Genomic DNA, 20,392 nt, shown 5'->3' with positions numbered 1-20,392 from the left:
CTTTTCAGCGGAGACCGGTCTCGTCGGCGGTGGGCACCCGCGGCCAGGGCGTCCCAATGATCTACAAGTCGTTCTCCAGTGTCGGCCTCTAACCTCATCCGCGGTCCTCCTGAGCCGGGAGCGGCTCGGCGCGGCGCAGGTCCCCGAACGGGACTGCGCCGGCGGCCCTTGAACGAGATGAGAAGGAGGCGGTGGTGGACATGAGCACCATGCCGTTGGTGGGAATCCTGTTCGGAGCGGTGTTCGCCGGGATGGGCATCCGGGTGATGACCATCGGGCAGCGGCTGAAGCGGCACGGGGTGCGGGTGCCGGGCGTCGTCGTGGGGCTGCGCTGGTCCAGCAGCAACGGCAACGACAGCGGCGTGTACTACCCCACGCTGCAGTTCCAGACGGTGCAGGGCTCGGTGGTGGAGACCGAGTCGGATCTGGGCTCCAACCCCTCGCCGGTCCATCCGGGCCAGCAGGTCATGGTGACCTACGACCCCGAGCGACCCCAGCGCGCCCGTCTGGACGGGGTGGGCGGCAAAGGTGTGCTCCACGGCGTGCTGTTCCTGACCGTCGGGGCGGTCATCCTGGTGGTCTCCCTGGTCGTCGCGGTCAGCTCCTGGTTGTGAGGACGGGGCCCGTCCCCCTGGCGGCCGATTCGGCCGCCTGTCCTGCCGAAGGTGACTCATGAGGACTGTTCTATTACGGTTCCCGCAGTGGGTTCCTCTCGCCCGTCGCCCGAGTCCCCGAAGGAAGGCAGCATGGAAATCTGGATAAATCCCGACTGTTCCAAGTGTCGCTCCGCGCTGTCCGTCCTGGACGCGGAGAAGGCCGAGTACACGGTCCGGCGCTATCTGGAGGACCCGCCCGACGAGCGGGAGATCCGTGAGGTGCTGACCAGGCTCGGCCTCGAACCCTGGGACATCACCCGGACGGGCGAGAGCGCGGCCGTCGAGCTCGGCTTGGCCGACTGGCCCCGCACCCCCGAGAGCCGCGACCGCTGGATCCGGGCGCTGGCCGCCCATCCGATTCTGATCCAGCGCCCCATCATCACCGCCGACGACGGACCGGCCGTCGTCGCCCGAACCGAGGAGGCCGTCCGTTCGCTGCTTCCACCCCGGTAGGCGCCGGAGACATGGGCGAAGCCGGTTGAGGCTTCCTGCCCGGAGGTGTCAGCCGGTCAAGGTGCCTATCGCCGCGACGAGGTAGAGGCCGCCGGCCGAGGAGACCGCGAGGCCGGCGGCGGCCGGGGCCCAGGCCATCGCGGTGGAGGCCAGTGACCACCTGTGGGTTCCGCGGGCCAGCAGGGTGTAGCCCCGGATCGTCACGACGCCCACACCGGTCAGGGTGAGGGCCATCCCCACGCCGAAGGCGGCGACGAGCGCGACGGCGTCGAAGGCCCGGCCGGTGAGCAGCCCGCTCATCAGGACGACGAAGGCCGACGGCGAGGGCAGCAGCCCACCGGAGAGGGCCAGCGCGACGAGGCCCCGGCGCGACCAGGGATCCGGTCCGTCCTCAACCTGATGACCATGACCGTGACCGTGGCCGTGGCCGTGACCGTGGCCGTGCTGCGCCCGGTGTCGGCGTCCCCGGAGGTGGCGGTAGGTCAGGTGGACGCCCACGCAGACGGTGACCAGTCCGGCCAGCACCTGCATCCAGGCGGTGACGCTCTCCGTGCCGAAACTCGCGGCGCTGCTCAGCCCCACCCAGGCGAACGCCAGTACCAGCACCGAGAAGGTGTGCATCAACGCGACGATGACTCCCAGGCGCAGCGCGTCGCGGTGGTTGCCCCGGGTGCCGACCAGGTAGGCCGCGGTGACGCTCTTGCCGTGGCCGGGGGCGACCGCGTGCATCGCTCCGGCGACGAGGGCGACGGCGAGGACCACCCAGAAGACGCCCCTGTTGTCGAAGAGCGAGATGAACCGGCTCTCGAAGCCGCTGAGCTCCGTCACGACCGGGTACCCGTCGTACTCACCCTGCGCCGGGTGCGCAGCACGACGAACGCACCCGCCCCGGCCAGCAGTACGGCGGTGCCGACGGCGACGCTCGTCGTCTGCCCGGACCCGCCGTTCCCGCCCGATCCGGAGAAGCTCAGGCGCCGGGTACTGACGGCCTCGGTGAAGAGTGTCTGCCGGGGAGTGGCGGAATCGCCCGCGATGAGCATCGTCCGGTACGCCGTGTTGAGGTCGGTCAGGGCGGCGATCGTCACGTCCACCTCGGTCACCGGGCTCCGGCAGTCGAAGACGAACCGGGCGCCGTCGACGAGCAGTGCCCGGAGTTCCTCCAGCCGGCTCTCGCACGGCCGGCCGGCCTGGGCGACCGTGATCTTCTCCAGCAGGTAGTCGCGGAGAGCCGTTGAGCGCTCCAGCTTCTGCTCGCCGGTCAGCTCCGTCGAGACGGTGCCGGTGGACGGGTCCTCGAACGCGCCGAGCGACTGGCCGAGCGCGACCCAGTCGTCCTCGGCCGGGAGCCACGAGATGGTCACGCGCGAGCCGTCGGCCTCGATCCGCGCGGTGGACGGCGGTCCGAAGGGGTGGGCGGCGGCCGGGGTGGCCCAGCCGGCCAGGACGCAGACGAGCAGCGCGCCCGCCAGCGTGCGGGCATGGATTTTCAATGGATTTCCTGTCCGACAAGGTTCCGGCACGTCCGGGGGCGGGGCCGCGGTAACGGCGGCCCCGCCCCCGGCGGGCTTACTACTTGTTGACCGTGACGGCCGGGCTGGTGATCTTCTGGTTGGCGCTGTCCAGGTGGACCACGTAGGTCTCGCCCTTCTTCACGTTGGCCGGAAGCCGGAAGGTGTAGGTCAGGCGGCCCAGCTCATCGGCGTCCCGCACGCCGACCGAGACGCTGTCCTTGTCCTTGCCCCGCGCGTTCGCGTCGGCCTTGCGCAGGGAGACGGAGACGCGCTCGGCCGGGTCGTAACCGTACGCGGAGACGGTGAGCTCGCCGCGGTGGTCGACGGTGGTCTTGTCGACGCCGACCTGCTCGCCGACGGTGTTCTCCGCGGTGCGGACCTCGTTGACGGTGCGCTCGCCCTTGCTGTTCTTCCGGACGACGAAGCCGTCGTGGTGCTCGCCGTTGGCGTAACGGGCCTCGAACGTGATCTTGTCGGCCTCGACGTCGATCAGCTGGTAGAGCTGGGTGTTCTGGCTCTTGCTGACGACCTCGGCGCCGTTTCCGGTCCAGTTCTCGCCGTTGTTGAGGGCGTACATCTTGCCGCCGGAGACGGACACGACGTAGGCGACGCCGTTGTTGACCGTGACCGACTTGCGGGCGGTCGCCACGTTGCCGCGGCCGTAGGAGTGGTCGTGGCCCTGGAGGACCAGGTCCACGCCGTACTTCTCGAACAGCGGGCCCCACTGGTCGCGTACGGCGGGGTTGTTGCGGGTGCCGGTGGTGGAGTAGACGGGGTGGTGGAAGGTCACCACGGTCCACTTGTTCGGGTTGTCCTTGAGCAGCCCCTCCAGCCAGGTGGCCTGCGCGGCCATCAGGGCGGCGTTGCTCTGCACGTTGGAGTCCAGGCCGATGAAGCGCACGCCCTGGTAGTCGACGGTGTAGGCGGTCTGCTTCAGCTCCGGGTTACCCGGTCCGTTGTCCGGATAGGGGAACTGCGGACGCCAGAAGGCGGACAGGCCGCCGCTGTACTCGTGGTTGCCGGGGATCGAGAGGTTGTTGACCTGGCTGTCGATGAAACCCGCGGCCTTGTACCACTGGCCCCACTGCTCCTCGCTGTTCGCGGAGTCGATGAGGTCACCGGCGTTGACGATCATCTTGGCCTGCGGGCGCTCGGCGAACGCCTGGCGGAAGACGCGCGGCACCGCGGAGTCGATGTAGTTCTGCGCGTCGCCGTAGTAGATGAACGAGAACGGCTGGAGGTCGGCCGCCGCGGTGGTGAAGTCGCTCCACTCGTTCCAGTTGGTGCCGTCGCCGACCCGGTAGCTGTAGCGGGTGTTCGGCTTCAGGCCGGTGAACTCGACGGTGTGGTAGACGGAGGCGTACCCCAGCGTGGTGTTGACCGGGGTGGTGCTGATCGCCCTGACGTTGGCGACCGCGCCCGCGGGCGGTGCGACCCCGCCGAGCGCGCGGGGGGCCTCAAGGATCTCGGCCTGCGCGGACTCGGCCTCGGTCACGGCCCGCCAGGTGACCTTCTGGCTGGCCGACGGCGTGGTGGTCGGGGTGAGGATGACCCGGTCGGGCATGGGGGAGGGCTTGTGGATATCGGCGGCGGGGTACTTCGGCGGCGCGGCCGCGCCGAACGCCACCGGGCTGAAGGCGAGGCCGCCGACGATCAGCACGCCAGCGCCGACCGCCGTCAGCCTGGTACGCCGGGATCCGGCGGATCGGGGCAGCTTGACTTTGCCCATCATGAGCTCTTTTCCAGGGAGGATCACATTCCACCGAGGGAGTGCGGTGGACGTCGGTATTGATCCAGAAAAGATGGACAAAAACCCATATAGGGCATTACGTCCGGATGAACACCGTCTCCCTGGTATCTCTGGCCCCAAACGCACCATTGATGTGGCCGGAAGGCCGTGCGCTCGACACTTTCCGTTGCCCTCGCGTTCGGTGGCGCGCGCCTAACATCGTGCGAGCGGGCGTCGCGTCCCCTCCCGGGCCGAGGCCGAGATCCCCGAACGGGAGGTATTTGATGACGAGCCCCCGGCAGGCCGCCGACCGGCGACCTGCCCGCCGCTGGACGCTGCTTCCCGGCTTCGTGGTGCTCGGCACGCTCTTCCTGCCGCCGTCCACGGTGGGGCCGGCGGGACCGACGGTCAAGGACGAGACCTTCATCACCGCGGAGACCGGCGGGCTCCTGCACATCGAGGCGGGGGAGTGTTTCACCGACCCGGCCTACTCCCCGGAGGCGGCCGAGGTCGTCGTGCTCTACACACCCTGCAAGGAACAGGCGGCCAACCAGTCGTACGGCTTCGTGCACGCCCCCGACGGTGCGTGGGATCCGGCCGCGCTGACCACGTTCGCCCGGGAGAGTTGCCGACGGGGGTTCGACGGCAACTGGAGCGGTGAGTCGGCCTCGGGGCTGGATTTCTACCCGGTCATGCCGACCCGGAAGACCTGGGCCGACGGCGACCGCGACGTGATGTGCGTGGTCTACAGCCCAGAAGGCTCGATGAACGGTTCGGCGCTGCCCCTGGCGAGGTGGTGACCGCCGACCGGTGACGCGCCGCCGGGCACCGTCCACCGGGCGGGCGCGGCGCCCGCCCGGTCCTGACCGTCGTGTCCCTACTCCACCTCGGTGAGGGTGAGGGGGCGGGGGAGCGCTTCGGGATCCGCGACGACCACGCCGGAGAAGCGCTCGGGAGCGAGGAACTCCTCGGCCACCGCCACCACGGCGTCCGGCGTCACGGCGGCCAGGCGGCGCGAGAAGCCGAGCAGCCAGAGCGGGTCCATGCCCTTGGCGGCCAGGTCGGCGAGTGAGGAGGCGAAGGCGGCGCGCGGGGCCAGGCGGGTCGCCATCGAACCGAGGGCGTAGGCGCGGGCGGCCTGGATCTCCTGTCCCGTGGGGGGACGCGTCCGCATCCCGCGGAGCTCGGCGGCCAGCGCCTCCATCGCGGCGCTCGTGGTGCCGGCCGCGGTGTCGGCCTCGATCGCCAGCAGCCCGCTGCCGTGCTGGAGGTCGAAGAACGTGGTGACGCCGTACACGTAGCCCTTGTCCTCACGCAGGCTTCTCGACAGCCGGGAGGAGAGGTAGCCGCCCAGGACGTTGCAGGCCAGGAAGAGCGCCGGATAGCGCTCGTGCTCCGCGGTCACCGCCTGCGCGCGCAGCCGGATGCGAGACTGCTGCGCGCCCGGCCGCGGCAGCGGCGCCAGCCGGCCACCCTCGATCCTGGGAGGCGGCGGCAGCGGCGGTGCGCTCCGTGCGAGCGGCCGCCAGCCGGCCAGCGCCTTCTCCACGGCGTCGGCCATCCGCTCGGGGTCGTCCGGCGAGAGGATCATCAGGACGGCGCCGCGAGGGTCGAACGGTCGGCGCCGCAGCTCTGCGATCCCGGCCAGCTCGTCATCCTCCGGCACCTGGAAGGCCAGCGGGTGGTCGCCGAACAGGTGCCGCGCCAGCTCGGACCTGACCGAGATGTCGGGGTGAGCCCTGACCATCCTGAGCTGCGCGATCAGTTGTCCACGCACCGACTCCACCTCGGCGGGCACCCCCTCCACCACCTCTGTCAGCGCCGACATGAGGGAGTCCAGGGCGTGCACGGAGCAGGAGGCGGTGACGGTCATCTTGTGGACGTCGGCCACCACGCTCAGCTCCACGCCGTCGTCCGCGCCCTGCCGTTGCGACAGGCAGGCCGCCAGCAGCACGGACTCGGCCAGAGCGCCCCGGGTCGGACAGGGCGAGGGAAGGTGAAGACGCACCTCGACCAGGGGGGTGACGCCGTGTCGCAGGGCCAGCAGGCGCAGGCCGTTCCCCAGGGTGCGATCCACGACCGCGTTACTCATCGCCCCTCCTCGGGAACGGCCCTGAGCAGCGCACGGGAATCCGGGCGCAGGCCGCGCGCCGCCGCCGCCACATCGGCGGCGGTCACCTCGGCACACAGCTCGGGCAGCCGCGCGACGCGGCCGGGATCACCGAACAACAGCTCGAAGCGCCCGATCATGCGCACCCGGTTGGCGAGCTGGTCCATGGACCGGTGATGGGAGTTGACCCATCTGGTGCGCCAGCGCGGCACCTCCTCGTCGGTGGGCCCGAGCGCGCCGATCGCCTCCAGTTCGGCGTCCACGGCGGCCAGCACCTGCTCGGCCGGCAACTCCTTCGGATGGACCGCGGTGAGGATCCACATGTCGGGGTCGCGGGCGTCGAGGAAGTCGAACAGACCGACACGGGTGGAGAAGATGATGGTATGCCCCGTCTCACGCCGCAGTCGCTCACGCAGCCGCGGCTGGGAGCCTCCGGCCAACACGTCGGCGAGGGCGGCCAGCGCGAAGTGGGCTCGCGGGTCAGTGGCCGGGTCGGGCACCCGGTGGCCGATGGCGAAGGCGGGAAGCGGCGCCAGAGCGTCGGTGTACCCGGCCTCCGGTCGCCCGGTCGGTTCCGGCTCCCAGCGGGAGGTGAGCGTGGGGGCGGGCCGGGGCGGGATCTCCCCGAACGTGCGACCGATGACCTCCAGCACCGCGTCGGCCTCGACGTCGCCCGCGACCGTCACCACGGCGTTGGCCGGGCTGTAGTGGCGGTCGAAGAAGTCCTCACAGTCCTGAAGGGTGACCTGCTGGAGGGCGGTGTAGTCGCCGTACCCGTCGTGCGCGTTGGCGAAGTCGCGGAAGAGCACGGGTGACAGCCTGGGCCAGGGGAAACCGCCGTAGGGCTTGCGGATCTTGCCCAGGATCTCCTCCCGCACGACCGAGGTCTGGGCCAGGATGGCCCGCTCGGTGATCTTCGGGGCTCGCATGCGAGCGGCCTCCAGCGCGATCACCTGGGCGGCGGCCTCGGCGGGGACGACGTTGTAGAAGTCGGTGTAGTCCTGCCGGGTGGAGGCGTTGCAGAAGCCCCCGATGCTCTCGACCTGCTGAAAGTGGTCGAGTTCGCTGCCCGCCTCCCCCTGGAACATCAGATGTTCGAACAGGTGCGCCAGGCCCGATCTGTCTTCGGTCTCCGCGCGGAAGCCGACGTCGTAGTGGACGGCGACGCCCGCGATGGGCGCGGAGCGCTCCTCCGCGACGACCACCCGCAGCCCGTTGCCCAACGTCACGCGCACGATCTCGGCGGTCTTCATCGGCGGCTCACCTCGCGCGAGGAAGAGGGCGGCGGTTGCCAGGCGTCCGCCGGGGCATCGTGCCGGCCCACGTCCCATGCCGGCGGACCGGCATGGGAGCCGCCCCCGCCGCCGTGTCTCCTGCGCATGATTCTGTCTCCCCGTGAATGGGACGAACACCTGGACGCGACCACGTTCGCCGGGATGACGGCGAAGATCCGTCGTGGTCAACTCGGGGTGAGCGTGTCGTGACCGTCTTGAAGGTGACTTGTGGGCTACTGGACCGGCATGTCAACGGCCACGAGGGACCTCAAGCAGACGGGCGCGGGCGTCATCGGCCGGGTGTGCGTCGCCGCCGACGGCCGGCCAAAGGCCCTTGCCGGGGGACTCCTGTGGGCTCGGTGAGGTGTCCACCCGTCCGTGTCCGGGCTGACGCACGCGGAAGGACCCGCCTTTGGCGGCCACGGCGACGCCATGCCGCGGAAGCCGACCCGGCGGGCTGACGGCGGTGGTGTGCCCGCCGAAGGCCGGTGCGGGCCAAGGCCCCGGAGCGCGGCGACCGGATCCGGCCCTCGCCGCCGGGGACAAGGCGGCCTGGTCGCTCAGAAGATCAAAAAAGGCCGTTTCCCGCTGGGGGAAACGGCCTTTGATGTGGGTGGACGATACAGGGATTGAACCTGTGACCTCTTCCGTGTCAGGGAAGCGCTCTCCCGCTGAGCTAATCGTCCGCATGGGGAAGGACCAGAGGTGGAGACGGGATTTGAACCCGTGTAGACGGCTTTGCAGGCCGTTGCCTCGCCTCTCGGCCACTCCACCGGAGTGAGAGCCCGAAGACCCTTCGAGCGGAAGACGGGATTCGAACCCGCGACCCTCACCTTGGCAAGGTGATGCTCTACCACTGAGCCACTTCCGCGTGTTTCCTCCGGGTTTCGCTCCCGGTGGCGACGAGAGAACTCTAGCGGGTTTTCCGCGCGGTTGCGTAACCGTACGTTCGGCCGCCCGCCCGGTGGCCGCAGGCGGCTCAGCCGGTCTGGTGGCGCAACTGACGGACGACGGCGCGTTCCACCGCGGGCAGGGTGAGGAAGATCTCCAGGATGCGGGTGAGGCGGTGCACCTCGATGCGGTGGAAGGCGGGGCCGTCGGCGCGGGCCAGCAGGAAGGTCAGGGCCAGCGGGGGCAGCGGGGCGGCGATCACGTGCAGGCCGGAGTCGAGGGTGAAGGAAGTCGGGCGGGCGGGGGTCTCGGCGGGGAAGGGGACCTGCTCGGGAGCCCGCCAGCTGGAGTGGACGGTCGCGCGAGGGAGCTTCTCGGTCGCCGCCGCGGCCCAGTCGGCGCTGAACAGCACGGGCATGGAGTCGATCAGGGTGGCCAGCGCCCGATCGCCCGCCGTGCTGATGTACTTGAGGATCTCCAGCTCCGGGTAGGTGCCCGGTGCCTCGCGCGTGCTCCAGACCCCCTCGATCGTCACCCCCGGCACGCTCTCCAACCCCTCGACCAGGGTTTCCCTGGGAGCGGAGTCGGGCCAGTAGACGGTGATGTCGTCCAGCGCCCGGCCCTCGCCGCGCTCCAGGACGACCACCTGGGTGATGTCCGCGCCCGCGACGCCGAGGACGCGGGTGACCTTCCCCAGCGAGCCCGGCTGGTCGGGCAGTGCGATCCGCAGTCGCAGCAGCATCCGCGGCCTCCCATGTCACGTCGGGTTACGCCAGGTACACCATATCCAGCGGATGATTCGTCCCGTCCGTCGCGGTGCGGTAGAAAAGCCAGGTGGAGTCGTTGAAGCTGGGATCGCTGGAGGTGTGGCCGCCGGTCGTCCTCGCCCCGATGGCCGGGATAACCAACACGGCGTTCCGCGCCCTCTGCCGGGAGCAGGGCGGCGGTCTGTTCGTCTGCGAAATGATCACGACACGGGCGCTGGTGGAACGTAGCCCCAAGACGTTGAAGATGATCCGCTTCGAGCCCGACGAGCGTCCCCGCAGCCTCCAGCTCTACGGGATCGACCCGGTGACGGTCGGCAGGGCTGTCCGCATGATCGCCGAGGAGGACCTGGCCGACCACGTCGATCTCAACTTCGGCTGCCCGGTGCCCAAGGTGACCCGCAAGGGCGGCGGCTCCGCCCTGCCGTACAAGCGGAACCTGCTCCGGAAGATCCTGCGCGAGGCGGTGCGCAACGCCGGGACGCTGCCGGTGACCATGAAGATGCGCAAGGGCATCGACGACGACCACCTGACCTATCTGGACGCCGGGCGGATCGCCGTGGAGGAGGGCGTCTCCGCGATCGCGCTGCACGGCCGCACCGCGATCCAGCACTACGGCGGAACCGCCGACTGGGAGGCGATCGCGCGGCTCAAGGAGAGCGTGCCGGAGATCCCGGTGCTCGGCAACGGCGACATCTGGAGTGCCGGCGACGCGCGCCGCATGATGGACGAGACCGGGTGTGACGGCGTCGTCGTCGGCCGGGGGTGCCTGGGACGCCCGTGGCTCTTCGCCGACCTGGCGGCCATGTGCGAGGGCGGCGACGCGCGGCTCCGTCCCCGGCTGGGCGAGGTCGCCGCGACCATGGACCGGCACGCCACCCTGCTGGCCGAGTGCTTCGAGAGCGAGCCGCACGCCGTGGCCGACTTCCGCAAGCACGTCGGCTGGTATCTCAAGGGCTTCACCGTCGGCTCCGCCCTCCGTCGCCGCCTGGCCACCTCCGAGACCCTGGCCGGTCTGCGGGAGGGGCTCGCCGAACTCGACGCCGACCAGCCCTGGCCCGAGGGCGTGGACGTCCCCCGGGGCAAGACCAATCCGCGCGATCGCGTTCACCTGCCCGCCGGCTGGCTCGACGACCCCTACGATCTCGCGGTTCCCAGCGCCGACGCCGAGACCGACACCTCGGGCGGCTGACCGCGCCCTCCCTCGGCCGGCCGCCATCGGTGGTCGCGCGTCCCGATCCTGCCGTCTGACGCTCGCCTCGCCGTCGGAGCAGAGGTCTCCCGCGGGGTGGGCGTGACGCGACTGTGACCCGTTCTGACAGATAAGAGTCAACCTTCTCGATAACCTGCAGTCGAATATCGCGGCTCACACGTGGAGACGACGGTTGACGAACACCACATCAGCGGATGAGTTGATCGCGGAGTTCGACGCGGAACGGCCCGCCCGGCGCCTCTCCGGCCGGGTGGCACAGGCCGTCACGCTGGTCGCCCTCGGCCTGTCGCTGTACGTCCTCTACCGCGCGTTCCGGCCCGGCCCCGTTCTCCCGTACCGGATGCTCTTCCTCGCGGTCGTGCTGCCGCTCACCTTCGTCTGTTACAAGCCGGGGCGGCGGGGCACCGACCGGCCGGGCGCCGACGACTGGGCGCTCGCCGCGCTGGCGCTCGTGGCCTGCCTCTACCCGCTGGCGGTCTTCGACGACTTCATCCGGCGCGCCTTCGAGCCGACGACCCTCGACGTGGCGGCCGGGGCGGTCATCGTCCTGCTGGTGCTTGAGGCCTGCCGGCGCACCGTCGGCTGGATACTGCCCGCGGTCTGCGTCGGGTTCGCCGCCTACGCCTACTACGGTGGCTACCTGCCCTTCGACTGGGCCGTCGGGCACCGCGGCTACGACCTCGACCGGATCGTCGTCTCGTTCGTGATGGGCACCGACGGCGTGTACGGCGTGCCGCTCGACGTGGCGGCCACCTACATCATCCTGTTCACCGTCTACGGTGCCGTCCTCGACCACTCCGGGGCGGGGAAGTTCTTCGTGGACGTCTCACTGGCCGCGTTCCGCCGCTCGCGCTCGGCGCCGGGCCGCACGGTCACCCTCGCCGGATTCCTGCTCGGTACGGTCAGCGGTTCCGGCGTCGCGACGACGGTGAGCGTGGGCAGCGTCGCCTGGCCGATTCTGCGCCGGGCCGGATACCCGCCCGAGCAGGGGGGCGGAGTGCTCGCGGCGGCGGGCATCGGAGCGATCCTGTCGCCCCCGACCCTCGGCGCCGCGGCGTTCATCATCGCCGAGTACATGCGGGTGAGCTACCTGACGGTGCTGCTCTACGCCACCATTCCCACCGTCCTGTACTACCTGGGCGTCTTCCTGGCCATCGAGATGGACGCCCGCAGGTACGGGACACGGGCGGTCGAGGTGGACGCGCCGAGCCTCTGGCCGCTGATCAGGCGGTTCGGCTACCACTTCAGCTCGCTGTTCGTGATCGTCGTCCTGATGGCACTCGGCCAGTCGCCGTTCCGCGCCGTGGTGTACGCCACGCTGCTCGCCCTCGTGCTCTCCTTCCTCGACTCCGAGCACGCCCTGACCCCCCGCAGGGCGGCCAGGGCCCTGGCCGCGGGGACGACCGGGGTGCTGCCGGTCGCGGCGACCTGCGCCGCCGCCGGGCTGATCGTCGCCGTCGTCACGCTCACCGGGCTGGGTCTCAAGGCGAGTTCCCTGATCGTCGGCGCCTCGGGCGGGCTCCTCGCCGTCACCGCGTTGCTGTGCGCGGTCGCGGTGCTCGTGCTCGGTCTGGCGGTGCCGGTGACCGCGTCGTTCGTCATCGCGGCGGTCGTCATCGGACCCGCGCTGACGGATCTCGGTGTCAGTCAGGCCGAGGCATACATGTTCATCTTCTACTACGCGGTGCTGTCGGAGGTCAGTCCGCCCACGGCGCTGTCGGCCTTCGCGGCCTCGGCCATCACCGGGGGCAACGCCTACCGGACCATGATGACCACCTGGAAGTACACCCTTCCCGCGTTCCTGGTGCCTTTCGCCTTCGTGCTGACCCCAGGTGGGGCCGGGCTGCTGGCCCAGGGCACGTTCGGGGAGATCCTGGCGGCCACGGCGGTCTCGGCGGTGGCGGTCGCCGCGCTGGCCGCCGCCACCGGCGGGCGGCTGCTCGGTCCGGCAGGGCCGGTCGAGCGGGTGCTGTGCGCGGTGGCGGCGATCCTGCTGCTGTTCCTGTCGCCGCTGCCCGCGCTCGCCGGAGCGGTGCTTCTGATCGTGGCCGTCTCCCTCCATCTGGTGACACGCGAACGAGAGGCGGAGCATTGACAGTCAGACGCGGGATCGCCCTGCTGGCGGCGGGGCTGCTGTTCCTGGCCGGCTGTGGCGGAGACAGGTCGGCCGACCAGGCCACGGGCAAGAGGCTGTCGATCGCCACCGGCAACACCACGGGCGTCTACTACGTCCTCGGCGGGGGGCTGGCCGACCAGATCGGCAAGAACATCCCCGGCTATCAGGCAACGGCCGAGGCGACCGGCGCCTCGGTGGAGAACATCCAGCGGATCGTCAGGGGTGACTCCGACATCGCCTTCACCCTGGCCGACTCCGCCGCCGACGCCGTCACGGGCAAGGGCTCCTTCGGCGCGCCCCAACCGATCCGCGCCGTCGCCCGCCTTTACGACAACCACACGCAGGTGGTCGCCACCACCGGTTCCGGAGTGAGGTCCGTCGCAGATCTCAGGGGCAAACGGGTCTCCACCGGCTCGCCCAACTCCGGCACCGAGGTGATCGCGCTACGCCTGCTGAAGGCGGCCGGACTCGACCCGGAGGAGGACATCACCCGTCAGTCGCTGGGACTGCCGGAGAGCGTGCAGGCCCTCAAGGACGGTGACCTCGACGCCCTGGTCTGGTCGGGTGGCCTGCCGACACCGGGCATCACCGATCTGCTGACCTCGCTCAGAGGCCAGGTCGCCTTCGTACCGCTGGACGGGGTGCTGCCCGCGATGCGCGCCGAGCACGGCTCGGCGTACGCCCCGGGCACGATCGCCAAGGACGTCTACGACACCCCCTCGGACGTGTCGACCATCTCGGTGCCCAACCTGCTCGTGGTGCACGAGAGGATGGACCCCGCCCTGGTGGAGAGCCTGACGAGGCTGCTCTTCGAGCGCAGGGCGGAGCTGGAGAAGATCCATCCCGTGGCCGGGGAGATCAGCCGCGACAACGCGCGGAAGACCGAGCCGGTGCCCCTGCACGACGGCGCGAGGAGGTACTACGGCTGATTCAGGCTTCGACGGAGCCGCCGCTGCGCCAGTAGACGTTGTTCTGCCTGCTGAGCATGCCCTCGTCGACCAGGTAGCGGCGCAGCGCCGCGTAGTCGTCGTGGAAGGCGCGCAGTGCGACGTTGACCTCCTTCTCCGGGTAGCGGACCCCCGGCTCGAAGACCTGGACCACGTAGTCGAGCACGACCAACTGCTTGTCCCGCTTGCTGGGGATCGCCCGCAGCCGCCCCTCGACGAGGAAGGAGCGCAGCACCTTCTCCTCGGGAGAGACCGGGGACGCGGGCCTGGCCGTGGTGTGCAGCAGCTCGCGGAACCGCTCGCGCCGCACCTGCCACTCGCCGCCCTCCCCCCGAACGGCGAGCCCGCCGCGTTCCAGGCGGTCCAGCGCGCGCCTGACCGCCTCCCCGTCGAGGCCGGACTCCTCCTCGGGCTTGCCGCCCAGTGCCAGGGTCGCCAGCACCCGTAGCGTGTCCTCCTGGTAGAGCAGGCCGAGCACCTGCCTGATCGCTTCGTCGCTCATCCCGTCATTCTCGCCGGTCGAGCCCGGTGTTTCCGCGCTCTCGGGCAATCGAGGAGCCAGGACGAGCACGGCGAGCGGGGGCCCGCCTCGGGGATGTCAGAGGCGGTTCAGGCCGATGACGTGGACCACGGCGCGGCCCTCCTCGTCGGAGGCGGCCAGGTCGACCTGGGCGTCGATGCCCCAGTCGCCGTCGCCGGCCGGATCGGAGACGACCTGGCGGACCCGCCAGAACTCCTTCTCCTCCTCGATGCGGAGCAGGCCGGGCCCTCGGGCGTCCGGGCCGGTGCCGATCTCCTCATGGTCCTCGTAGTAGGCGTCGAGCGCGGCGCCCCAGTCGACGTCGGGGGCCAGTTGCTCCAGTTCCTGCTCGTTCTCCAGGGCGGCCAGCTCGATCAGGCGGAACATCGCGTTGCGGACCAGCACGCGGAACGCGCGGGTGTTGGCGGTGACCGGCTTGGTGCTCTCCTCCAGGGAGGGCGCCTCCAGCTCCCCGGTCGGGTTCTGCAGCTGCTCCCACTCGTCCAGCAGGCTGGAGTCGACCTGCCGGACCAGTTCGCCGAGCCACTCGATGAGGTCGACCAGGTCCTCGGTCTTGAGGTGCTCGGGAATGGTCCGCGACAGGGTGCGGTAGGCGTCGGCGAGATAGCGAAGGACCGTGCCCTCGGACCGGGTCAGCTCGTAGAACTGCACGTAGTCGGCGAAGGTCATCGCCCGCTCGTACATGTCGCGGATGACGCTCTTGGGACTGACCGTGTAGTCGCCCACCCAGGGATGGCCGCGCCGGTAGGTCTCGTACGCGCCCAGCAGCATGTCGGCCAGCGGCATCGGATAGGTCACTTCGTTGAGGAGCTCCATCCGCTCCTCGTACTCGATGCCGTCGGCCTTCATCTGCGCCACCGCCTCGCCGCGCGCCTTGTTGAGCTGCGCGGACAGGATCTGGCGGGGGTCGTCGAGAATCGACTCGATGATCGAGACCATGTCCAGGGCGTAGTTCGGCGCCTGGATGTCGAGCAGTTCGAGGGTGGCCAGCGCGAAGGTGGAGAGCGCCTGGTTAAGCGCGAAGTCCTCCTGCAGGTCGACGGTCAGGCGGGCCATCCGGCCGTGCTCGTCGGGCTCGTCCAGCTTCTCCACCACGCCTCCGGCCAGCAGCGACCGGTAGATCGCGATGGCCTGGCTGATGTGCCGCCGCTGCCACTTGCGGTCCTCGTGGTTGTCGGTGAGCAGGTGGCGCATGGCCGCGTAGCAGTCGCCGGGCCGGTTGATCACCGCGAGGAGCATGGCGTTGCTGACCTTGAACCGGGAGTTCAGCGGCTCCGGTTCGGCGCTCTGCAGCTTCTCGAAGGTCTCCTCGCTCCAGCCCACGAAGCCCTCCGGCGGCTTCTTGCGGGCGAATCCGCGCCGCCGCTTGGGGTCGTCGCCGATCTTGGCCAGTGCCTTCTCGTTCTCCACCACGTGGTCGGGGGCCTGGCAGACGACGTAGCCGATGGTGTCGAATCCGGCCCGCCCGGCCCGTCCGGCGATCTGGTGGAACTCGCGGGCGCGCAGCCGCCGCACCCTGTTGCCGTCGTACTTCGACAGCGCGGTGAAGAGCACGGTCCTGATCGGGACGTTGACGCCGACGCCGAGCGTGTCGGTGCCGCAGATGACCTTCAGCAGGCCCGCCTGGGCGAGCCGCTCCACCAGGCGGCGGTACTTCGGGAGCATCCCGGCGTGGTGTACGCCGATGCCGTGCCGCACCAGGCGGGAGAGCGCCTTGCCGAACCTGGTGGTGAACCGGAAGTGGCCGATCATGGAGGCGATCGCCTCCTTCTCGGCCTTGGTCGACATGTTGATGCTCATCAGCGCCTGCGCCCGCTCCATGGCCGAGGCCTGGGTGAAGTGGACGACGTAGACCGGGTACTGGTTGGTGGTGAGCATCTCCTCCAGCGTCTCGTGGAGGGGGGTCATCCGGTAGGAGTAGACCAGCGGGACCGGGCGCTCGGCGTTCTTCACCACGGCGGTGGGCCTGCCGGTGCGCCGGGTGAGGTCCTCCTCGAACCTGGTGACGTCGCCCAGTGTCGCCGACATCAGAACGAACTGCACGTTCGGCAGTTCCAGGAGTGGCACCTGCCAGGCCCAGCCGCGGTCGGGTTCGGAGTAGAAGTGGAACTCGTCCATCACCACCTGGCCGATGTCGGCCTGTGCGCCGTCGCGCAGTGCGACGTTGGCGAGGATCTCCGCGGTGCAGCAGATGATCGGCGCCCCGGGGTTCACACTCGCGTCGCCGGTCATCATCCCGACGTTCTCGGTGCCGAAGACCTCGCACAGGTCGAAGAACTTCTCGGACACCAGTGCCTTGATCGGGGCGGTGTAGAAGGTGCGGACATCCTTGGTCAGCGCGGTGAAGTGGGCTCCGGCGGCGACCAGGCTCTTGCCCGAGCCGGTGGGGGTGGCCAGGATCAGGTTGTTCCCCGAGACCACCTCGATCAGCGCCTCCTCCTGTGCGGGGTAGAGGGTCAGCCCTCGCTCGGAGTTCCATTCGACGAAGGCGTCGAAGATGGCATCGGGATCGGCGTCGATCTCTTCTGGCAGGCGGTCTACAAGGCTCACAGTTCCAATACTGCCGAAGAACTTGTGGTGGTCGAACCGGGGGCGGCGATGGTCGGCATTACATTTCGCGTAAAATATGTAACGTTATGTAGTTATGATCACTTTTTTTGGCATAAACAGCTACTAAAAGGACTTGATGTCGGCTGAGGTGCCGGAGCCGTCAGGCGTGCCGAGGGTGATCCGGGAGCGGACGCGGTCCGGGAACGTCCGCCCGTGAGGCGGGCGAGGTGCGAAAGGACGGGCCGGTGAGCGCCAGGCCCGCCACGATCGCGCCCGCCCCGAGCAGGGGGGCCGTCCCCGGGACGAAGCCGAGCGCGGTGAGTGTGAGCAGCCCCAGTCCCACCAGCACGGTGGCCACGACGATCCTGGCCATCCCCCCGGTGTACGGCCTGGCCGAGGGGGGCGCCTCGAACCGCGCGAGACCCCGCAGCAGCGGCCACATCGCCAGGGCGAGCATGAGCAGCCAGTGCGGCCAGCCGGAGATCCAGGCCGAGGTGCCCGGCTGGGGGGTGGAGACTCCCAGACCGACCACGACCATCGAGACGATGACGAACAGCGCGCTCATGTGCCACAGATAGAGGGTCATCATCCGGCCGCCGGCCCAGCCGAGCATCCTCGCCACCCCGGGCCACTCCGCGAATGAGACGATCCAGCGGCGCAGCCCCAGCGCCAGCCCGATCTGGCCGACCCCGACCGAGAGCAGCGCGAGCGTGGGCGGTGCCATGTTGGAGACGGCGGCACCCGGCATCCCGATCATGCTGAGCGGGTAGGGGCCGAAGGTCACCAGCGCCGCGGCCAGACCGTACCCGGCCGCCGCCAGGATCCAGGGGCGGCCCAGCCGCCCGTCGGCGTACAGGAAGCCGAGCTGGTGCACCGCCAGCCAGATCAGCACGATGTTGGGGAGACCCGCCACGTCCAGACCGCTGGTGAAGCGCAGGAGGTCCACCGCCACCGCCCCCGCCGCCAGCGTGGCCGGCACCCGCCAGCCGTACGCCATGTTGAGCCTGAGCATCGGCGGGGTCAGCGCCACCGCGACAAGATAGATCGCCAGGAACCAGAGAAGCTGTCCGGCCAGCCGCGAGGCGGTGATGACCGGCTGCTCCGGCATGCCGAGCGTCAGGAGCAGGTGGGGGAGGGGCAGCCAGACCGCCGCCAGCGGCACCACCGGCCAGGCCAGGCGACGCAGGCGCGTCGCCAGCCAGGCGGGAGCGGTGTCACCGCGCCGTACGGCGGCGCGCCTGCTGATCGCGCTTGCCGCGCCCCCGGCGAAGAAGACCAGCGGCATCACCTGGCTGATCCATGTGATCATCCAGCCGTTCCCGGTGGCCAGCGCGTTGCCGGTGGTGATCCGGCCGTCGGCGAAGGAGAGCACCGGCATGCTCCAGTGCTGGAGCACCACCAGGGCCATGCCGAACACACGGAGCACGTCGATGAACGGGTCACGACCGGCGGGCGCCGGTGCCGTGCGGGCTGTCGGACGTGTTGCCGGGCCGGGGATCACGGCGGTCAAGGGGGTCTCGATTCTTCGGGAGGGCGAGTTGGAAACCTCGGGAAAGGCTGTGTGAAAAGCCTCCCGCCGGGACCCCGGCGGCGCAGTGACGCACGCAGCAGTCTTCTCGCCGGATCTCCCCACCCTCGGGGGTAGTGCTGGCCCCACCCCGGTAAGCGGGTGCGCAGGGTCGATTGCGGTGGCCCGTACTCATAGCGTTGGCGGTATGAGAACCCTCCTCCGCCGCATCGGCTCCGACACCCGCTACCTGGTCGTGGGCTTTCCCCTCTCCGTCATCTGGTTCGTCCTCATGGTGGCCGGTTTCTCCGCCGGGACGGGCCTGGTCGTGGTGTTCGTGGGCCTGCCCGTCCTCGCGACGACACTCCTGGTCGCCCGGGGCTTCGCGGACGTCGAGCGGCGCTGGTTGCCCGAGGTGCTCGGCCGCCCCGTCGCCAGGCCGAGGTACCGGCCTGCCCCGCAGGACGCCGGATGGTTCCGCAAGATGATCAACCCGCTCACCAACGGCCAGTCCTGGCTCGACCTGCTCTATGGCATCGTGGCCTTCCCGATCTCCATCGTGACCTTCGTCTTCGCGGTGGTCTGGTGGGCCGGGACGATCCTCGGCCTCACCTACCCGCTCTACGGGTGGATCGTCTACGCCATCCCCGGCAACGACGGCGGGCTCGGCCCGCTCCTCGGCCTGGGGAACAGTCTCTGGGTCGAGGTGGTGATCAACACGGTCATCGGCGTGCTGTTCGCGATCACCCTCTCGCCGGTCGTGCGAAGCGCCGCGCTCATCCAGGCCGGGCTCGGCAGGGCCCTGCTGACCGGGGTGGCCGAGCTGCACGATCGCATCGACGACCTGGCCGAGGGCCGGGCCGCCGCGGTGTCGGCCGAGGCCAACGCGCTGCGCCGGCTGGAGCGCGACATCCATGACGGGCCGCAGCAGCGCCTGGTCTCCCTGGCCATGGACCTGTCACGGGCACAGCGCCAGCTCAGGCGCGACCCGGCGGGGGTCGAGCAGATGCTCGGCCAGGCCATCACCTCCACCCGCGAGACGCTGGACGAGCTGCGTGCCCTCTCTCGCGGCATCGCCCCCCCGGTCCTCAGCGACCGCGGCCTGGCTCCCGCGCTCGCCGCGCTCGCCGGGCGCTGCACCGTCCCCGTCGAGCTGGACGTCCAGGTGGAGGGACGGTTCCCCGCCGCCGTGGAGAACAGCGTCTACTTCGTCGTCGCGGAGTGCCTCACCAACGTCGCCAAGCACAGCCACGCCACGATCTGCACCGTGACGCTGACCAGGACGGGTGACTTCCTGATGCTGACAATCGGGGATGATGGGGTCGGCGGCGCACATGTCGCCAAGGGGCATGGCCTGTCCGGTCTCGGTGACCGCCTGAAGGCGGTCGACGGCGAGCTGGCTGTCGATTCACCCGTCGGAGGGCCGACGGTCATAGTGGCGGAGGTTCCGTGCGGGTAGTCGTGGCCGACGATGCGGTGCTCATCAGGGAGGGCCTGATCAGGCTCCTGGAGGAGTTCGGCTGCCAGGTGGTCGCCGCGGTGGGGGACGGTGACCGGCTGGTGGCCGCCGTCGCCGAGCACCGGCCCGACGTCTCGGTGGTGGACGTGCGGATGCCGCCCGGCTTCACGGACGAGGGGCTGCGGGCGGCCGTCGAGGCGCGCCGGAAGGTGCCGGGGGCGCCGGTGCTGATCCTGTCCCAGTACGTGGAGGTCTCCTATGCCGACGACCTGCTCGCCGACGCCAGGGGCGCGGTGGGATACCTGCTCAAGGACCGCGTCGTGGACGTGGACGACTTCATGGCGGGCCTGCGCACCGTCGCGGCCGGCGGCACGGTCTTCGACCCCCAGGTGGTGGCACAGCTGATGGTGCGGCGCCGCCGTGACGACCCCCTCGCCCAGCTCACCCCGCGCGAGCGCGAGGTGCTCGGCCTGATGGCCGAGGGCAGATCCAACCCCGCCATCGGCCGTCAGCTGGTGATCAGTGACGGGGCCGTGGAGAAGCACATCCGCAGCATCTTCGCCAAGCTCGGCCTGTACGCCGAGGACGGCGACCAGCACCGCCGCGTCCTGGCGGTCCTGGCCTACCTGCGTTCCTGACGGCCCTCGCCGCCGGTCGGGACGCCACCCACC

At 70.2% G+C, this 20,392-nt stretch carries 17 protein-coding genes and 3 tRNA genes; 8 read left to right on the top strand and 12 right to left on the bottom strand.

Going from position 1 to position 20,392, the window contains the following annotated elements; all coding sequences use genetic code 11:
* Positions 1-200: 200 nt before the first annotated feature.
* Together AB0K21_RS04610 and AB0K21_RS04605 are read left to right on the top strand one after the other, a co-directional pair.
* On the top strand, positions 201-614 hold the full coding sequence (locus AB0K21_RS04610) for a DUF3592 domain-containing protein (RefSeq protein WP_364148368.1): 414 nt from the start codon (positions 201-203) through the stop codon (positions 612-614).
* A gap of 132 nt (positions 615-746) precedes the next feature.
* Positions 747-1,109 carry an arsenate reductase family protein gene (locus tag AB0K21_RS04605; RefSeq protein ID WP_343965257.1) on the top strand — a complete coding sequence of 121 codons (363 nt, stop codon included), beginning with the start codon at positions 747-749 and terminating at the stop codon, positions 1,107-1,109.
* A gap of 48 nt (positions 1,110-1,157) precedes the next feature.
* Here AB0K21_RS04605 and AB0K21_RS04600 read toward each other — a convergent pair whose 3' ends face one another.
* The 3 genes from AB0K21_RS04600 to AB0K21_RS04590 form a co-directional block, all read right to left on the bottom strand.
* Complete coding sequence (locus AB0K21_RS04600; RefSeq protein ID WP_364147812.1) at positions 1,158-1,937, bottom strand: hypothetical protein; 780 nt, start codon at positions 1,935-1,937, stop codon at positions 1,158-1,160.
* A complete protein-coding gene (locus AB0K21_RS04595; RefSeq protein WP_343965261.1) occupies positions 1,934-2,599 on the bottom strand; it encodes a hypothetical protein in 666 nt (221 codons plus the stop codon). Before AB0K21_RS04595 ends, AB0K21_RS04600 begins: the two co-directional genes overlap by 4 nt.
* 79 nt (positions 2,600-2,678) lie before the next feature.
* Complete coding sequence (locus AB0K21_RS04590) at positions 2,679-4,349, bottom strand: metallophosphoesterase family protein (RefSeq protein ID WP_343965263.1); 1,671 nt, start codon at positions 4,347-4,349, stop codon at positions 2,679-2,681.
* 284 nt (positions 4,350-4,633) lie between these two features.
* Between AB0K21_RS04590 and AB0K21_RS04585 the strand changes: the two genes are divergently transcribed.
* On the top strand, positions 4,634-5,149 hold the full coding sequence (locus tag AB0K21_RS04585) for a hypothetical protein (protein WP_343965265.1): 516 nt from the start codon (positions 4,634-4,636) through the stop codon (positions 5,147-5,149).
* 77 nt (positions 5,150-5,226) lie between these two features.
* Here the strand turns inward: AB0K21_RS04585 and AB0K21_RS04580 are convergent, their stop codons facing one another.
* From AB0K21_RS04580 to AB0K21_RS04555, 6 genes are all read right to left on the bottom strand, one after another.
* Complete coding sequence (locus AB0K21_RS04580) at positions 5,227-6,441, bottom strand: insulinase family protein (protein ID WP_364147808.1); 1,215 nt, start codon at positions 6,439-6,441, stop codon at positions 5,227-5,229.
* Complete coding sequence (locus AB0K21_RS04575; RefSeq protein WP_364147805.1) at positions 6,438-7,712, bottom strand: pitrilysin family protein; 1,275 nt, start codon at positions 7,710-7,712, stop codon at positions 6,438-6,440. The genes AB0K21_RS04580 and AB0K21_RS04575 overlap by 4 nt, the downstream gene beginning before the upstream one ends.
* A gap of 635 nt (positions 7,713-8,347) precedes the next feature.
* Positions 8,348-8,419, bottom strand: a tRNA-Val gene (locus tag AB0K21_RS04570).
* 17 nt (positions 8,420-8,436) lie between these two features.
* Positions 8,437-8,507 (bottom strand) — tRNA-Cys (locus AB0K21_RS04565).
* A 25-nt stretch (positions 8,508-8,532) separates the two neighbouring features.
* Positions 8,533-8,604, bottom strand: a tRNA-Gly gene (locus AB0K21_RS04560).
* Positions 8,605-8,712: 108 nt separating this feature from the next.
* A complete protein-coding gene (locus tag AB0K21_RS04555) occupies positions 8,713-9,366 on the bottom strand; it encodes an amino acid-binding protein (RefSeq protein ID WP_343965272.1) in 654 nt (217 codons plus the stop codon).
* Positions 9,367-9,458: 92 nt separating this feature from the next.
* Here AB0K21_RS04555 and dusB point away from each other — a divergent pair, with 92 nt between their 5' ends.
* From dusB to AB0K21_RS04540, 3 genes are all read left to right on the top strand, one after another.
* Positions 9,459-10,580, top strand: coding sequence for a tRNA dihydrouridine synthase DusB (dusB, locus tag AB0K21_RS04550; protein ID WP_343965274.1), 1,122 nt, complete (start codon positions 9,459-9,461; stop codon positions 10,578-10,580).
* A gap of 193 nt (positions 10,581-10,773) precedes the next feature.
* Positions 10,774-12,696, top strand: coding sequence for a TRAP transporter fused permease subunit (locus AB0K21_RS04545; protein WP_343965276.1), 1,923 nt, complete (start codon positions 10,774-10,776; stop codon positions 12,694-12,696).
* The gene (locus tag AB0K21_RS04540) at positions 12,693-13,646 is read left to right on the top strand and encodes a TAXI family TRAP transporter solute-binding subunit (RefSeq protein WP_343965278.1); all 954 of its coding nucleotides are present in this window, start codon (positions 12,693-12,695) and stop codon (positions 13,644-13,646) included. Before AB0K21_RS04545 ends, AB0K21_RS04540 begins: the two co-directional genes overlap by 4 nt.
* A 1-nt stretch (position 13,647) precedes the next feature.
* Here AB0K21_RS04540 and AB0K21_RS04535 read toward each other — a convergent pair whose 3' ends face one another.
* The 3 genes from AB0K21_RS04535 to AB0K21_RS04525 all read right to left on the bottom strand — a co-directional run bounded on the left by AB0K21_RS04535 (position 13,648) and on the right by AB0K21_RS04525 (position 18,181).
* Positions 13,648-14,166, bottom strand: a complete 519-nt coding sequence (locus AB0K21_RS04535; RefSeq protein ID WP_343965280.1) for a DUF2087 domain-containing protein — start codon at positions 14,164-14,166, stop codon at positions 13,648-13,650.
* Positions 14,167-14,262: 96 nt separating this feature from the next.
* A complete protein-coding gene (locus AB0K21_RS04530; RefSeq protein ID WP_343965282.1) occupies positions 14,263-16,755 on the bottom strand; it encodes a DUF3516 domain-containing protein in 2,493 nt (830 codons plus the stop codon).
* Between the two features lie 160 nt (positions 16,756-16,915).
* Positions 16,916-18,181: an acyltransferase family protein gene (locus AB0K21_RS04525; protein WP_364147800.1), complete on the bottom strand. Its 1,266-nt coding sequence runs from the start codon at positions 18,179-18,181 to the stop codon at positions 16,916-16,918.
* A gap of 289 nt (positions 18,182-18,470) precedes the next feature.
* On the opposite strand from AB0K21_RS04525, the gene AB0K21_RS04520 reads away from it, so the two are divergent.
* Together AB0K21_RS04520 and AB0K21_RS04515 are read left to right on the top strand one after the other, a co-directional pair.
* A complete protein-coding gene (locus AB0K21_RS04520) occupies positions 18,471-19,721 on the top strand; it encodes a sensor domain-containing protein (RefSeq protein WP_343965286.1) in 1,251 nt (416 codons plus the stop codon).
* Positions 19,712-20,359 carry a response regulator transcription factor gene (locus tag AB0K21_RS04515; RefSeq protein ID WP_343965288.1) on the top strand — a complete coding sequence of 216 codons (648 nt, stop codon included), beginning with the start codon at positions 19,712-19,714 and terminating at the stop codon, positions 20,357-20,359. Before AB0K21_RS04520 ends, AB0K21_RS04515 begins: the two co-directional genes overlap by 10 nt.
* Positions 20,360-20,392: the final 33 nt, after the last annotated feature.

This window comes from Streptosporangium sp. NPDC049248 (assembly GCF_040678965.1).
Taxonomy (GTDB): domain Bacteria; phylum Actinomycetota; class Actinomycetes; order Streptosporangiales; family Streptosporangiaceae; genus Streptosporangium; species Streptosporangium fukuiense.
This window is presented reverse-complemented; position numbering and strand designations above follow the sequence as displayed.

Excerpts from the sequence above, each read along its gene's own strand:
- AB0K21_RS04610 (WP_364148368.1), top strand. The coding sequence starts at position 201 with ATGAGCACCATGCCGTTGGTGGGAATCCTGTTCGGAGCGGTGTTCGCC.
- AB0K21_RS04605 (WP_343965257.1), top strand. The coding sequence starts at position 747 with ATGGAAATCTGGATAAATCCCGACTGTTCCAAGTGTCGCTCCGCGCTG.
- AB0K21_RS04590 (WP_343965263.1), bottom strand. The coding sequence starts at position 4,349 with ATGGGCAAAGTCAAGCTGCCCCGATCCGCCGGATCCCGGCGTACCAGG.
- AB0K21_RS04585 (WP_343965265.1), top strand. The coding sequence starts at position 4,634 with ATGACGAGCCCCCGGCAGGCCGCCGACCGGCGACCTGCCCGCCGCTGG.
- AB0K21_RS04580 (WP_364147808.1), bottom strand. The coding sequence starts at position 6,441 with ATGAGTAACGCGGTCGTGGATCGCACCCTGGGGAACGGCCTGCGCCTG.
- AB0K21_RS04575 (WP_364147805.1), bottom strand. The coding sequence starts at position 7,712 with ATGAAGACCGCCGAGATCGTGCGCGTGACGTTGGGCAACGGGCTGCGG.
- AB0K21_RS04555 (WP_343965272.1), bottom strand. The coding sequence starts at position 9,366 with ATGCTGCTGCGACTGCGGATCGCACTGCCCGACCAGCCGGGCTCGCTG.
- AB0K21_RS04535 (WP_343965280.1), bottom strand. The coding sequence starts at position 14,166 with ATGAGCGACGAAGCGATCAGGCAGGTGCTCGGCCTGCTCTACCAGGAG.
- AB0K21_RS04520 (WP_343965286.1), top strand. The coding sequence starts at position 18,471 with ATGAGAACCCTCCTCCGCCGCATCGGCTCCGACACCCGCTACCTGGTC.